The organism is Mycobacterium sp. 4D054, from assembly GCF_052245755.1.
Lineage (GTDB): Bacteria > Actinomycetota > Actinomycetes > Mycobacteriales > Mycobacteriaceae > Mycobacterium.
The window spans coordinates 15,605-28,725 of sequence record NZ_JBQQCF010000015.1 but is presented as its reverse complement, the minus strand read 5'-3'; the positions used below and the strand labels follow the sequence as shown (position 1 = coordinate 28,725).

Genomic DNA, 13,121 nt, shown 5'->3' with positions numbered 1-13,121 from the left:
CGGCACTACTGCGGACGCCGCCACATCTGCCACATCGTCGGCCCACCGCCGGGCACGGTGAGCTCACCGGTCACCTCGAAACCGAACCGCAGGTAGTACGGCACGTTGGATTCTTTGGTGGACTCCAGATAGGCGGGCGCGCCCTCGGCGTCGCAGCGGTCCAGCCGGGACCGCATCAGCGCGTGCCCGAGGCCGGCGCCGCGCATCTCCGGGTCGGAACCGATCACGCCGAGGTACCAGTGCGGCTCTTCCGGATGGTGCTCCTTCATCAGGTCGGCGACGCCCTGGCCACGGCCCACATACCGACCCATCGCCAGCAGGAACGCCGGCATCATCCGCAGTTCCTCCCGCGGGGTCTGCTTCCACCGTCCGGGCGGGTCCCACAGCGCCGCCGCGCCCAGCGCACCGGCCCGGGACGACACCTCGACCGCGTCGCCGCCCAGGAAGTGGTGCCGTGTCATCGCGCCGAACACCTGCGGCAGGGCTTTGGCGCGTTTGGCGTCGTCGGGCACCATCCACATCATCACCGGATCGTCGAAGAACGCCCGGCCGAGCACCCGCGCCAAAGCCTTGACGTCCGGCTTCTGCGCGAAGCGGACATCGATTCCGGGCACCGGCGTCAACCCTGGGTGATGTAGGCCTGGAGGTGCTCGTGCTCGCGCTCGAGTTCCTCCATCCGGGTCTTCACCACGTCGCCGATGCTGACGATCCCGGCGAGCCGGCCGTCCACCACGACGGGGACGTGCCGAACGCGGTTGTTGGTCATCAGCGCGCTCAGGCTGTCCACGGAATCCTCCGGTGTACAGGTGGCCACCATCGACGTCATGATCTCCGACACCGGGCGGCGCAACAGGTCAGCACCCACGTCATGGAGTTTACGGACGACGTCGCGCTCGGAGACGATGCCGAGCAACCCGTCGGGCGACACCACGACCATCGCCCCGATGTTATGCACCGACAGCTCGGTCAGCAGGCCGGCCACCGACGTCTCGGGCGTGATCGTGGCCACGGCCGAGCCCTTGTTTCGCAGCACGTCGGAAATCCGCATCGACTACCCCCTGGTGACGTAGCTCACATCAGGGTACCTCGCGCCGCCGGGCCGCGGAGCGGTTCCGCTGCCCTGGCCAATCACCCTGTGCGGCGCGCTTTTTCACCGCGGTTCACCGATATCTCACCGCTCGGCGGGGCCCACAGGTACGTTCTGGCTCATGATCGAAGTCACCCTGCTGGGCACCGGAAGCCCGATCCCCGACGCCCGGCGCGCCGGCCCGTCGACCCTCGTGCGCGCCGGCGGGCAGACATTCCTGATCGACTGCGGCCGCGGGGTGCTCCAACGCGCGGCCGCCGTCGGCGTCGGCGCCAACGCCATCACCGCGCTGCTGCTGACCCACCTGCACAGCGACCACATCGCCGACCTCGGTGACGTCCTGATCAGCCGGTGGGTGTCGAACTTCACCCCCGACCTGCCGCCGCTGCCCATCATCGGACCGCCCGGCACCGCCGAGGTCGTCGAGAACATGCTCAAGGCGTTTAGCTTCGACATCGGTTACCGCATCGCCCATCACGCCGACCTGACCGCACCACCGCAGGTCGAGGTGGAGGAGGTGACAGCCGGGGTGGTGTGGGGCCGCGACGAGGTCCAGATCAGCGTCGGCCCGACCGACCACCGTCCGGTGGCTCCGACCGTCGGCTTCCGCATCGAACACCACGGCGCGTCGGTCGTGCTCGCCGGCGATACGGTGCCGTGCCGAGGCCTCGACGAACTCGCCGCCGGCGCAGGAGCGCTGGTACACACCGTGATTCGGCCCGACCTGGTCCACGCGTTGCCGATGCAGCGGATCCGGGACATCTGTGACTACCACTCGTCGGTGGAGCAGGCCGCCGAGACCGCGTCCCGCGCCGGAGTCGGCATCCTGATCCTCACCCACTACGTGCCGGCGCCGCAGCCCGGCCAGGAGGAGGAGTGGCGCGCGCTGGCCGCGTCGAAGTTCGACCGTCAGATCGAGATCGGCGACGACCTGCACCGAGTGGAGGTGCACCCGGGAGTGGCTGCTAGGCCAGCCGGGTGATCTCGACGATGACGTCGAGGTCGGTGGACCCCTCCCCGGAGTAGATGCCCTTGAGCGGGGGGACGTCCGCATAGTCGCGGCCCACCCCGACGCTGATGTACTGCTCGTTGATCTCGGCGTCGTTGGTGGGGTCGTAGTGCCACCACTGTCCCGTCCAGGCCTGGATCCAGGCGTGGCTCTGCCCGTCGACGGTGTCGCCGATCTTCGCGTCGCGCGCAGGATGCAGATAGCCCGACACGTACCGCGACGGAATCCCCATGCCGCGCAACAGCATCAGCGTCAGATGGGCGAAGTCCTGGCACACGCCCTTGCCCTCGCGCAGCGCGTCGACACCCGAGGTGTGCACCCCGGTGGTGCCCGGGACGTACTTCAGTTCGCCCTGCACCCAGCGGGCGGCCTCGATCACCGCCTCGGCCGGTTCGTGGTACTTCGCGATCCGCCGGCCGACCCGTTCGATGCGCTTGCTCGACGGCACATAGTGCGTCGGGGCGAGCACCTCGTCGTACTTGTCGATCACCGCCTCTGAGGCGAGATCGGTCCAGGTGACCTTGGTCTCGGGCTCCTCGGGGGTGTCCGTCTCCACCACCGAGGACGCGGTGACCTCGAGTTCGGTGTGCGGAGCGTGCAGGTCGAAGGCCGTCACCGCGGTGCCCCAGTAGTCGACGTAGCGGTAGGACCGCGTCGCGGGCACCGTCTCCACCCGGTTGAGGATCACGTTCTGCCGGGAGTCCGAACGCGGGGTCAACCGCACTTCGTTGAACGACGCGGTGACCGGCGACTTGTAGGCATAGCCGGTCGAATGCACCACGCGCATGCGCCACATATCAGATCTCCCCTTCTTCGATCACCACCGCGTTGCGGCCCGCGTCCGTCCACGCCACCCACGGAGCGGAGTGAAAGTACTGCAGCGCCAACGCTTCTCCGACGTCGAAGCAGGTCTTCTGCAGATTGGCCAGCCGCTGTTCCAGCGAGTCGAGCAGAGCGCCCGGCTGGAGGAACTCCAGCTCACTGCGCGCCCTACCGAGCAGTCGCTGCGCCTCGGCGGTGGCGCCGAGCCGGTTGTGCGGCCGGTTCATCAGCTCGTCGAGGCTGTGCTCGGCCAGGCGCAGCGAGAAGAAGATCGACCGCGGGAAGAGCCGGTCGAGCAACATGAACTCGACCACTCGGCCCGCGTCGAGCACACCCCGGTAGGTCCGCAGGTAGGTGTCGTGGGCTCCGGCCGACCGCAGCAGGGTGACCCAGGCCGGGGACGACGCGCTGTCCCCGACCCGGGACAGCAGCAGGCGCACGGTCATATCCACCCGTTCCAGCGCTCGGCCGAGCACCATGAACCGGTAGCCGTCGTCGCGGCTGAGGGTGGAATCGGCCAGGCCGGCGAACATCGCCGCGCGGCCCTCCACGTAGGACAGGAATTCGTGCGGGCCCAGGCGTTTGGCCGCGCGTTCCCGCTCGGCCAGGGCGTTATAGGTGGTGTTCAGGCACTCCCAGATCTCGGTGGACGTCACTTCCCGTGCGCCCCGGGCATTCTCGCGAGCCGCCGAGATGGCCTCGACGATCGAGCAGGCACCGTCGGTCTCCCGGCTGAACGCGACGATGTCGGTCAGCGACCACACATCAAGGGACTGGTCGGGAGGGTCGATGCCCAGCACGCGCAGCAGGGTGCGCGACGCCTGGTCGGGGTCGACACTGGAGTCTTCGAGCAGCTGGTGCACCGTGACGTCGAGGATCCGGGCGGTGTCGTCGGCCCGCTCGACGTAGCGGCCGATCCAGTACAGCGATTCCGCGTTCCGCGCCAACAATCGAATCGCCCCCTACTGCTGCTGCTGTTGCTGTTGCTGCTGATCCTGGGTGCTGTCGGCCTTGCCGCTCTTGCTGACGCCCTTCCCGGTGGCCGCCTTCGGCAGCGAGCGCACCACCTCGGCGGCGCCGAGCTCGCGGTCGGCGGCCGAAGTTCGCGACGCCAGCACCCAGGTGTCCTTGGATCCGCCGCCCTGGCTGGAGTTCACCACCAGCGACCCCTCGGGCAGCGCGACCCGGGTCAGCCCGCCGGGCAGCACCCACACCTCGTCGCCGTCGTTGACCGCGAACGGGCGCAGGTCCACGTGGCGCGGCGCCAGCTTGTCACCGATCTGGGTCGGCACCGTGGACAACTGCATGACCGGCTGGGCGATCCAGCCGCGGGGGTCGGCGGTGATCTTCTTGGTGATCGTGGCCAGCTCCTTCTCCGACGCGTCCGGACCGAACACGATGCCGTAGCCGCCCGAACCCTCCACCGGTTTGATCACCAGCTCGTCGATGCGGTCCAAGACTTCTTCGCGTTCGTCGTCGAGCCAGCAGCGGAAGGTGTCGACGTTGGCCAGCAGCGGCTTCTCCCCCAGGTAGTACTCGATGATCGTCGGCACGTACGTGTAGACGAGCTTGTCGTCGCCGACCCCGTTGCCGACCGCGCTGGAGATCACCACATTGCCGGCCCGGGCGGCGTTGAGGATGCCGGCGACGCCGAGCACCGAGTCCGGCTTGAACTGCATCGGGTCCAGGTAGTCGTCGTCGATACGCCGGTAGATCACGTCGACCTGGCGTTCACCCTCGGTGGTGCGCATATAGACGGCGTTGTCGCGGCAGAATAGGTCGCGGCCCTCCACCAGCTCCACGCCCATCTGCCGGGCCAGCAGCGAATGCTCGAAGTACGCGGAGTTGTAGACGCCGGGGGTCAGCACGACCACCGTCGGGTCGGCGACGTTGTTGGCCGCGGCGTTGCGCAGCGCCCGCAGCAGGTGCGACGAGTAGTCGCCGACCGCGCGTACCCGGTGGGTGGCGAACAGGTTGGGGAACACGCGCGCCATGGTGCGGCGGTTCTCCATCACGTAGGAGACACCGGACGGCGACCGCAGGTTGTCCTCCAGCACCCGGAAGTTGCCCTGGTCGTCGCGGATCAGGTCGATCCCGGCGACGTGGATGCGCACCCCGTTGGGCGGGACGATGCCGACGGCCTCGCGGTGGAAGTGCTCGCACGAGGTCACCAGCCGACGCGGGATGACACCGTCGCGCAGGATCTCCTGCTCGCCGTAGATGTCGTCCAGATACATCTCCAGTGCCTGCACCCGCTGCCGGATGCCGCGTTCCAGGCGCGTCCACTCGGCCGCGGAGATCACCCGCGGCACCAGGTCCAGGGGGAACGGCCGCTCCTGACCGGACAGCGAAAACGTGATGCCCTGGTCGATGAACGCCCGGCCCAGTGCGTCGGAGCGGGCCTCCAGGTCGGCGACGTCCGACGGGGCGAGTTCCTTGTGGATGCCCTTGTACGGGCCGCGAACGTTGCCCTGCGCGTCGAACATCTCGTCGAACGCCTTGACGTAGGAACCAAGCTGGTTGTAGCCACCGAAGATGCCGTCGTGCCGCTTCGCCGGTTTCGCGGCGGTACGGGTCGTTCGTACCGTGTCGGTCGCCAAGATGTCCCCTATTCTTTGCCGGACGCACGTTGCGCGAGCATTCGAATGCCATGCTGCAGCATTCCGGCCGTTTCAGCAGGCCAGCGGAGCTCGCTTTGGGACATTTCCCCACTCGCTGCTACCCTGAACAGTCGCTGCCCCAGGACGGGCGCCCACAGACTCAAGTAACCCAGTCGAGATTTAGAAGGAATACACGCGTGGCCAACATCAAGTCGCAGGAGAAGCGGAACCGCACCAACGAGCGCCGCAGACTGCGCAACAAGTCGGTGAAGTCGTCGCTTCACACGGCGGTCCGCGGATTCCGTGCGGCTGTTGATGCCGGCGACAAGGACAAGGCCGGCGAGCTGCTGGTCGCGACCAGCCGCAAGCTGGACAAGGCCGCCAGCAAAGGCGTGATCCACAAGAACCAGGCCGCCAACCGTAAGTCGGCGCTGGCCAGGGCCCTCAACAAGATCTGAGCCCCGCACTCGATCTCCCGGCTCCTGCCGGATTTCGACTTTCCTCTCGCTTCAGCCACTGGCCGGCACACGCCGCCCGGTGGCTGAACGGTTTCCTCGGCCGGTCGACCCGCGCCCACAGCTGAGCCCGGGTCCCGGTCAGCTCAGTCGCTGACCAGCTCGGCGACCGAGCGGACTGCCCTCTCCAGCGCATAGTCGGCGTCGGCGGCCGCGCCCTTGACGTCGGCGTTCAGCGCGGCGACCAGCCGAACGGCCTGCGCCACCGAGTCCCGCGACCACCGTCGCGCCTGTTTCTGTGCTTTCTGGACCCGCCACGGCGGCATGCCGAGTTCACCGGCCAGCCGGTACGGGTCGCCGGACAGCGGCGCGACCCGTGCGATGGTGTGCACGGCCTCGGCCAGCGCATCGGCGAGCACCACGTGCGGCTCGCCGGCCATCATCGCCCAGCGCAACGCCTCCGCGGCGCCGGCCACGTCACCCACGACCGCCTTGTCGGCGATGTCGAAACCTTTCACCTCCGCCCGCCCGGAGTGGTAGCGGCGGACGGCCGCGGCATCGACCGCGCCTCCGGTGTCGGCGACGAGCTGCGAGCACGCCGACGCTAGCTCGCGGATGTCCGACCCGACCGCGTCCAGCACGGCGGTCACCGCCGCGTCGTCGACCTTGACGCGCAGCGCCCGGAACTCCTTGCGGACGAAGTCGGCGCGCTCGGCGGCCTTGGTGATCCGCGCGCAGGCATGCACCTCGGCGCCGAGTTTCTTGAGCTGCTCGGCCAGCGACTTGGCCCGGCCCCCGCCGGAGTGCAGCACCACCAGCAGGGTGCCGGGAGGCAGATCGGCGGCGGCATCCTGGATCAGCGCCACCGCGTCCTTGCCGGCCTCGGCGGCCGCCTCCAGCACCACGACCCGTTCATCGGCGAACAGCGACGGGCTGAGCAGCTCGGCGAGCTCACTGACACTGACCTCCCCGGCACGCAACCGGTCGACCGGGACGTCGACGGTGCCTGCGGCGGCGCGGGCGGCCCCCAGCACCGCACCGACGGCGCGCTCGACCAGAAGTTCCTCGTCACCCAGAACCAGGTGCAGCCCCGTCAACTGACTCACCGCACGATGGTGTCACGTCGCGCCGACAGCGCCCAATGCCACACCACCGCAACGACGACGGCCGCCACCGCCACACACAGCACCCCGCCCGCGCCGGACGGAACGGCCACCGCGGCGGCCGGCAACCGCGCGGCACACCGCGCCACCGCCAGCAACCACCACACCTCCGGACCGGTGAAGCGGATCAACAACTCCGCTCCCGGCGGCCACAGCGGGCTCAGCGCCGCCGCGGCCGACCCCAGCACGGTGATCGGCGGGATCACCGGCGCCACGACCAGATTCGCAACCACTGCGACCAGGCTCACCGAACCCGAGATGCCGGCGATCAGCGGCGCTGTGACCAATTGCGCGGCGACGGCGACGCTGACCGCGTCGGCGAGGGGCTTCGGCCAGCCCCGCCCGGCCAGGCGCTGTGACCATGCCGGCGCGAGGACGACCAACGCGGCAGTGGCCGACACCGACAGCGCGAACCCGGCGTCCACGGCGAGCCTGGGCGCGCCGACCATCAACGCGATCACCGTGGCCGCCAGCGCGGGCACGGCCTGCCTGCGCCGGTGCGACAGCACCGCCAACAACGTGATGGCGCCCATCAGGGCGGCCCGCAGCACGCTGGGCGAGGGTTGCACGACCACGACGAACGCGACGAGTGCGAGCGCGGCGAGCGCGACCGCGGCCCGCGGTCCGATCAGCGCGGCCGACAACAGCACCGCCCCGCACACGATCGTCACGTTCGCACCCGACACCGCGGTCAGATGTGTGAGCCCGGAGGCCCGGAACTCCGCGGCGGTCTGCGCCGGGACCGCGGACATGTCGCCGAGCACCAGCGCCGGCAGCATTGCGGCCTGGTCGGGCGGCAACGCCAGACGCGCGGCGGCGGCGAACCCGGCGCGCAGCCGGTGAGCCGACCGGTGGATCGGCGCTGCCTCGCCCACCACCGGCGCACCGTGCGCCGCCAGCACCGCCACGGTGAGGTCGCGGCGCTTCGGAGCGCTGACTCGCGCGCGGAACCGCGCAGGCTGCCCGGCCGTGAGGCTCGCATAGGCCGCGCCGGACGCGAACACCACCACATCGCCCGAGGACGGGCCGCCGTCGAGCTGCACCAGCGCGCCGCGGATCAGCGTGCGGCCTCCCTCCAGCACCCGCGGTGTCTCCGACGGCGTCACGGTCACCGTGACGTCCGAGCCCATGTAGCGCGTGATCGGATGGCCGGCCACGGCGTCGACCCGGACCGCGATCGCGACCCCGAATCCGCCGCCGACCAGCGCCACCGCGGCCACCCCGGCCGCGATCGGCTTCCGGTCGCCGCCCGCCCGCCGGGTCCCCCACCAGCCGGCGGCGAAGGCGGCCCCGACCGCGGCCACCGCGGCAGCCGCCGCACCCGCCTGGAGCCACACGATCCCCGCCGCCGTGACCGCCCAACTGGTCAGCGCGGCCGGCACCAGGCGCAGGTCCACCGGGTCACACCCGGACCAGCGTGCGCAGCTTGTCCAGCCGCGCCGGGCCGATGCCGTCGACGTCGCCGAGTTGATCAACGCTGTCGAACCGGCCGTTGGCGTCGCGCCACGCGATGATCGCCGCCGCGGTGACCGGACCGATGCCCGGCAGGGTGTCGAGTTGCTCGGCGGTGGCCGTGTTCAGGTCGACCACTCCCGTTGTTGCCGAAACGGATTCGCGTGCCGACGGCGTCCCCGGCGAGGAGGGCTCGGACACGATCGAGCTGCCCATCTCGGCCGGCTGACCGGGCGCCGCAGCGATCCCGACCACGATCTGTTCGCCGTCGGCGACCCTGCGCGCCATGTTCAGCCCGAGCACGTCGGCGCCGTCGAGGGCCCCGCCGGCCGCATCCACCGCGTCGGCGATCCTGGCGCCCGGCTTCAGGGTCACCAGACCCGGGGTGTGCACCAGACCCACCACGCTGACCACCACAGGTTCGGCGGGCCCGGGTGACGCCGGCCCCGCGGTGGGGGCGACCGAGGACACCATTTCCACCGGCGGGAGTTTGGCCGACACCACCGCCGGTGGACTGTCCCGGATCAGGGTCACGACGGTGACCAGCACCGCGGCCACACCGACGACGAAGAGCGCCAGGACCCCGGCCCGGCCGGGATCGGCGCGGATCCTCGCCAGCAGCGTCGACGGCCCGTCCTGCGCCGCCGCGGGCAACCACCGTGACAGCAGCGTGTCGGGCGGATCGTCGTCGTCCTCGGCGTCGTCCTCAGCGTCGGGAGCGGCGGCGTCCTGCGCGGCGCCGATCCGCCGTCGCAGCCGCTCGGCGGGCGTTTCGGTGGACATGGCGCGACCGTATGCGCCCGTGGCGACAGCACTGCGCCGATGCGGGGGCGTTGGGACCAACCTGGGGATGAACTCCGCTTTGGGGACAACGGTGGCTAGCATTGCTCTTCGATATGAACCGCCGAGCCCCGTTGATCGCAGGTGTGGCGTTCGCGGTGCTCTACGCGACGGCTGTGCTGCTGCTCCCCGCCATGCCCGGCCCCGACGCCGGCGTCGCCCGGATCGAGGCCCTGCTGCTGGTGGCCTCGGCGCTCACACTGGTCGTGGTACTCGCCTTCGCCCGGGACCGGCTGACGGGTCCGCCCGCGCATCTGTTCACCATCGGATCGGCACTGCTGGCCGCCCAGCTGTGCGTGGCGGCGTGGTTCGCCGCCGGGCCCGAACTGAGGCCCGGTCAGGTCACCGCCGGCACCGCGCGCGCCCTCGACGACATCGGGGCGATGTGGCTGCCGGTCGTCACGATCGCCAACATCCTGGTGGCCGTCCCGATCCTGTTGACCGCCAACGAGGGCCGTCTCCCCCGCTGGCTGGGAACCGCCGCAGCGGTGTTCACGGTGGAACAGATGATCGAGACGATCACCATCATCGGCCCGCCCGGCAGCTTCATCTCCCCCGGCGGCCCGATGAACCACTATCTGGGAGGAACCCTGACCGCCGCCTTCTTCCTCGCTCTCGGCGTCGCGCTTGTCCTGCCCGCGTCTGCGGCTGCGCCCGTCGACGCACCCGCCGAACCGTCCGCACCGGCCGCACAGTCGGCACCCGCCGACGAGACCCCGGTGGACTGATGGCCCCGCCCCGCCTGGTGCCGCCCTGCACCGCCGACACCGCCGCGGCCGACAGTCTGCGCGCCGAGGTCCGCGCGTTCCTCGCCGAACAGCTCGCCGCCGGCGCGTTCACCCCGACCGCGGACGCGTGGTTGTGCGCATGGGACGAGAACTTCACCGCCGCGCTCGCCGCGCGCGGCTGGCTCGGCATGACCGTCCCGGTCGACTACGGCGGGCACGGCCGCAGCTTCCTGGAACGGTTTGTCGTCACCGAGGAATTGCTTGCCGCCGGAGCGCCGGTGGCCGCACACTGGATCGCCGACCGGCAGATCGTGCCGTCGCTGCTCAAGTACGGAACCGAGGCGCAGAAGACCGAGTTCCTGCCCCGGATCGCGCGCGGGCAGTGCTTCTTCGGCATCGGGATGAGCGAGCCGGATTCCGGGTCAGATCTGGCCAGCGTGCGCACCCGCGCCGAACGGGTCGACGGCGGCTGGCGGCTGTCCGGCACCAAGGTCTGGACGTCGGGGGCCCACCTGGCGCACGCGTTCATCGCGCTGGCGCGCACCGCCCCGGTGGATCCGCAGCACCGGCATGCCGGTTTGAGCCAGTTCATCGTCGATCTGCGCGGTGACGGGGTCGAGATCCGCCCGATCGTCTCGATGAACGGCTCCCATCACTTCAACGAGGTGATCCTCGACGGCGCCTTCGTGCCCGACGACATGGTGTTCGGCACCATCGGCGAAGGCTGGACACAGGTCACCTCCGAGCTGAGCTTCGAACGCAGCGGGCCGGAACGGTTCCTGTCGACGTTCGTCCTGCTCGACGCCTGCGCCGAAACCGTCGCCTCACAACGGGTTTCCCGCAGCGACGAGTTGGGACGGCTGGTGGCCCGGGTCGCCGGGCTGCACCAGATGTCGTCCGCGGTGGCCGGCGCGCTGCAACGCCACGAATCCGCGGACGTGGCGGCGGCCGTGGTCAAGGTGCTGGGCACCACCACCGAGGGCGACATCGCCGAGTACGCCCACCTCTCGCTGGATGACGCTGCGCCGCAACAGTTCACGGCGATGGCGAACCTGGCGGTCGATCAGCGTCCCGGCTTCACCCTGCGCGGCGGCACGAACGAGGTGTTGCGCGGAGTCATCGCACGCGGATTGGGGATCCGATGACGATGCCCGGGGTCGACCCCGCACTGGCCGAGATGATGGACGCCGTGTTCGCCGAACACGGCACCGACGAGGACCTGTGGAGCCGGCTCGACGCGCTGGGCCTGGTACGCCTCACGGGCCCCGAGGAGTCCGGCGGCAGTGGCGCCGGCTGGCACGAGGCCGCCGAACTGCTGTCGGCGGCGGTGCGGCACTGCGTGCGGGCACCGCTGGCGGAGAACGATCTGCTGGCGGGCTGGGTGCTGGACGCCGCCGGGATCCGGTATGACGCCGCGGTGCGGACGGTGGCCGTGCTGGACGGGACGGGAACCGCCGGCACGGTGCCCTGGGCGTCACGGGCCGACCGTGTGGTCGTCATCTGGCCGGACGACGCCGGCTGGCTGGCCGCCGATGTGGCCGTCGAAGCGGTGACCATCGCGCCGGGAGCCAACCTGATCGGTGAGCCCAGAGACGATGTGGCAGTGGATATCTCGTCGCTACAGGGGGTTCGTGTCGGTGCCGGGCTGGTCGCACAGCTGCAATTGAGGTCGGCGCTGACCCGGGCCATCCAGGTCTGTGCGGCGCTCGACGGTGCGCTGGAACTGTCGATCGAGCACGCCTCGGCGCGTGTCCAGTTCGGCCGGCCGCTGGCGAAGTTCCAGGCAGTTCAACACCTGATCTCTGACATCGCCGCCGAGGCCGCGCTGGCCCGGTCGGCCACCGAGGCGGCCCTCGCCGTCGCCGTCGACAGCGACTGGTCCTCTCCCCGGGTGGAGTTCCTGGTCGCCGCGGCGCGGTCATGCACCGGGCACGCCACGTCGGTGGTCGTGCGGAACGCCCACCAGGTGCTCGGTGCGATCGGCACCACCCGTGAGCACCGCCTGCACGAATTCACCCGCGCCGCGCTGGCATGGCGTTCGGAGTTCGGATCGGTCCGCCACTGGGACGGGCTGCTCACCGACATGGCGACCCAGACCGGACCGCACACGTTGTGGAACCTGATCGCCCCGTAGCGCTCAGCGCACGATCACCGAGCTGGGTTCCCTTGGTGCTCCGAGCATCTCGCGATGCGACGGTGGGGTGCGGCCGCCCTCGTCGATGATGCCGTAGCGCGCAGCGGCTTCGGCGGCGATCAGGGTGTGCCCGCTGAGGCCGTCCAGGTCCGGATCGCGATACAGCGCGTCGATCACATGACCGGTGAACTCCGGCGTCTCGGCCTGCTCGGCGAACGCCGCCAGCGCGTCGGGGTTGCCGTCGAACGCCGAGCGCAGCTTCTCGGTGAGCAGGATCCCCATCCACACCGAGATTGTCGCGACGCCGGTACCGCGGAAGTCGACCGCCATGTCCGCGGCCATCTTGTCCACCCCCGCCTTTTGTGCGCCGTAGGCCGGGCCGTGCATGTAGCAGACCGAGCCGGGCGAGGACGTGAAGGCGATCAACCCGTGCCGCTGGGCGATCAGCAGCGGCGCGGCGTGCCACGACGCGACGTACGCCGACCGCAGTCCGACGTCGAGCACGTCGGCCAGGTCGCGGGGTTTCTGCCAGAACGGCTTCGGACTGACCAGCCCGTCGGCGATCACCGCGGCGTTGTTGACCAGCAGGTCCAGCCTGCCCGCCTCGGCGCCCACCCGGTCGAACAGCGCCCCTACGGCGTCGTCGTCGCGATGATCGACGCGCATCCCGGTGCCCCACGGCGCATCGTCGGCCACCGTGCGCCCGGTGCCGTAGACCCGCCATCCCCGGCCCGCCAGGGCCGTCGCGATCCCCAGTCCTGCGCCGCGGCTGGCACCCGTCACCACGGCCACCGGCGCCATCTCACCCATTCCGCCACCTTAGAGGCAGTA

Annotated in this window: 14 protein-coding genes; 5 read left to right on the top strand and 9 right to left on the bottom strand. The window is 70.4% G+C overall.

From position 1 onward, the window contains the following. Positions 1 to 5 precede the first annotated feature (5 nt). Together ACTWP6_RS13130 and ACTWP6_RS13125 are read right to left on the bottom strand one after the other, a co-directional pair. On the bottom strand, positions 6 to 614 hold the full coding sequence (locus ACTWP6_RS13130) for a GNAT family N-acetyltransferase (protein ID WP_443187924.1): 609 nt from the start codon (positions 612 to 614) through the stop codon (positions 6 to 8). A gap of 5 nt (positions 615 to 619) precedes the next feature. After that, positions 620 to 1,048 (bottom strand): CBS domain-containing protein, encoded by a 429-nt coding sequence (locus ACTWP6_RS13125; protein ID WP_260754167.1) that lies wholly within the window; start codon positions 1,046 to 1,048, stop codon positions 620 to 622. A 160-nt stretch (positions 1,049 to 1,208) separates the two neighbouring features. Between ACTWP6_RS13125 and ACTWP6_RS13120 the strand changes: the two genes are divergently transcribed. After that, positions 1,209 to 2,069: a ribonuclease Z gene (locus ACTWP6_RS13120; protein WP_443187923.1), complete on the top strand. Its 861-nt coding sequence runs from the start codon at positions 1,209 to 1,211 to the stop codon at positions 2,067 to 2,069. Here the strand turns inward: ACTWP6_RS13120 and ACTWP6_RS13115 are convergent. From ACTWP6_RS13115 to ACTWP6_RS13105, 3 genes are read right to left on the bottom strand one after another with little or no spacing between them, the layout of a single operon-like run. Beyond that, positions 2,053 to 2,892 carry a transglutaminase family protein gene (locus tag ACTWP6_RS13115; RefSeq protein ID WP_443187922.1) on the bottom strand — a complete coding sequence of 280 codons (840 nt, stop codon included), beginning with the start codon at positions 2,890 to 2,892 and terminating at the stop codon, positions 2,053 to 2,055. The genes ACTWP6_RS13120 and ACTWP6_RS13115 overlap by 17 nt on opposite strands. Before the next feature lies 1 nt (position 2,893). Beyond that, positions 2,894 to 3,868, bottom strand: coding sequence for an alpha-E domain-containing protein (locus ACTWP6_RS13110; protein ID WP_443187921.1), 975 nt, complete (start codon positions 3,866 to 3,868; stop codon positions 2,894 to 2,896). A gap of 12 nt (positions 3,869 to 3,880) precedes the next feature. Next, on the bottom strand, positions 3,881 to 5,518 hold the full coding sequence (locus ACTWP6_RS13105) for a circularly permuted type 2 ATP-grasp protein (RefSeq protein WP_443187920.1): 1,638 nt from the start codon (positions 5,516 to 5,518) through the stop codon (positions 3,881 to 3,883). Between the two features lie 197 nt (positions 5,519 to 5,715). On the opposite strand from ACTWP6_RS13105, the gene rpsT reads away from it, so the two are divergent. Continuing rightward, positions 5,716 to 5,976: a 30S ribosomal protein S20 gene (gene rpsT, locus ACTWP6_RS13100; protein WP_260754174.1), complete on the top strand. Its 261-nt coding sequence runs from the start codon at positions 5,716 to 5,718 to the stop codon at positions 5,974 to 5,976. A gap of 143 nt (positions 5,977 to 6,119) precedes the next feature. Here rpsT and holA read toward each other — a convergent pair whose 3' ends face one another. Genes holA through ACTWP6_RS13085 form a run of 3 tightly spaced genes read right to left on the bottom strand, consistent with a single transcriptional unit; the run spans position 6,120 to position 9,371 of the window. Then, positions 6,120 to 7,070 carry a DNA polymerase III subunit delta gene (gene holA / locus ACTWP6_RS13095; RefSeq protein WP_443187958.1) on the bottom strand — a complete coding sequence of 317 codons (951 nt, stop codon included), beginning with the start codon at positions 7,068 to 7,070 and terminating at the stop codon, positions 6,120 to 6,122. Positions 7,071 to 7,075: 5 nt separating this feature from the next. Beyond that, positions 7,076 to 8,533 carry a ComEC/Rec2 family competence protein gene (locus ACTWP6_RS13090; RefSeq protein ID WP_443187919.1) on the bottom strand — a complete coding sequence of 486 codons (1,458 nt, stop codon included), beginning with the start codon at positions 8,531 to 8,533 and terminating at the stop codon, positions 7,076 to 7,078. Positions 8,534 to 8,537: 4 nt separating this feature from the next. After that, positions 8,538 to 9,371, bottom strand: coding sequence for a ComEA family DNA-binding protein (locus ACTWP6_RS13085; protein ID WP_443187918.1), 834 nt, complete (start codon positions 9,369 to 9,371; stop codon positions 8,538 to 8,540). Positions 9,372 to 9,484: 113 nt separating this feature from the next. Here ACTWP6_RS13085 and ACTWP6_RS13080 point away from each other — a divergent pair, with 113 nt between their 5' ends. Genes ACTWP6_RS13080 through ACTWP6_RS13070 form a run of 3 tightly spaced genes read left to right on the top strand, consistent with a single transcriptional unit; the run spans position 9,485 to position 12,290 of the window. Beyond that, positions 9,485 to 10,156, top strand: coding sequence for a hypothetical protein (locus ACTWP6_RS13080; RefSeq protein WP_260754177.1), 672 nt, complete (start codon positions 9,485 to 9,487; stop codon positions 10,154 to 10,156). After that, positions 10,156 to 11,301 carry an acyl-CoA dehydrogenase family protein gene (locus tag ACTWP6_RS13075; protein ID WP_260754179.1) on the top strand — a complete coding sequence of 382 codons (1,146 nt, stop codon included), beginning with the start codon at positions 10,156 to 10,158 and terminating at the stop codon, positions 11,299 to 11,301. The genes ACTWP6_RS13080 and ACTWP6_RS13075 overlap by 1 nt, the downstream gene beginning before the upstream one ends. Next, positions 11,298 to 12,290, top strand: coding sequence for an acyl-CoA dehydrogenase family protein (locus tag ACTWP6_RS13070; protein WP_443187917.1), 993 nt, complete (start codon positions 11,298 to 11,300; stop codon positions 12,288 to 12,290). Before ACTWP6_RS13075 ends, ACTWP6_RS13070 begins: the two co-directional genes overlap by 4 nt. Before the next feature lie 3 nt (positions 12,291 to 12,293). Here the strand turns inward: ACTWP6_RS13070 and ACTWP6_RS13065 are convergent, their stop codons facing one another. Then, a complete protein-coding gene (locus ACTWP6_RS13065; RefSeq protein ID WP_443187916.1) occupies positions 12,294 to 13,100 on the bottom strand; it encodes an SDR family NAD(P)-dependent oxidoreductase in 807 nt (268 codons plus the stop codon). Between the last annotated feature and the right edge of the window lie 21 nt (positions 13,101 to 13,121).

What these genes read in the sequence shown, in the direction of transcription:
- ACTWP6_RS13125 (WP_260754167.1), bottom strand. Translation starts at nt 1,048, where the DNA reads ATGCGGATTTCCGACGTGCTGCGAAACAAGGGCTCGGCCGTGGCCACG.
- ACTWP6_RS13120 (WP_443187923.1), top strand. Translation starts at nt 1,209, where the DNA reads ATGATCGAAGTCACCCTGCTGGGCACCGGAAGCCCGATCCCCGACGCC.
- ACTWP6_RS13115 (WP_443187922.1), bottom strand. Translation starts at nt 2,892, where the DNA reads ATGTGGCGCATGCGCGTGGTGCATTCGACCGGCTATGCCTACAAGTCG.
- ACTWP6_RS13085 (WP_443187918.1), bottom strand. Translation starts at nt 9,371, where the DNA reads ATGTCCACCGAAACGCCCGCCGAGCGGCTGCGACGGCGGATCGGCGCC.
- ACTWP6_RS13080 (WP_260754177.1), top strand. Translation starts at nt 9,485, where the DNA reads ATGAACCGCCGAGCCCCGTTGATCGCAGGTGTGGCGTTCGCGGTGCTC.
- ACTWP6_RS13075 (WP_260754179.1), top strand. Translation starts at nt 10,156, where the DNA reads ATGGCCCCGCCCCGCCTGGTGCCGCCCTGCACCGCCGACACCGCCGCG.
- ACTWP6_RS13070 (WP_443187917.1), top strand. Translation starts at nt 11,298, where the DNA reads ATGACGATGCCCGGGGTCGACCCCGCACTGGCCGAGATGATGGACGCC.
- ACTWP6_RS13065 (WP_443187916.1), bottom strand. Translation starts at nt 13,100, where the DNA reads ATGGGTGAGATGGCGCCGGTGGCCGTGGTGACGGGTGCCAGCCGCGGC.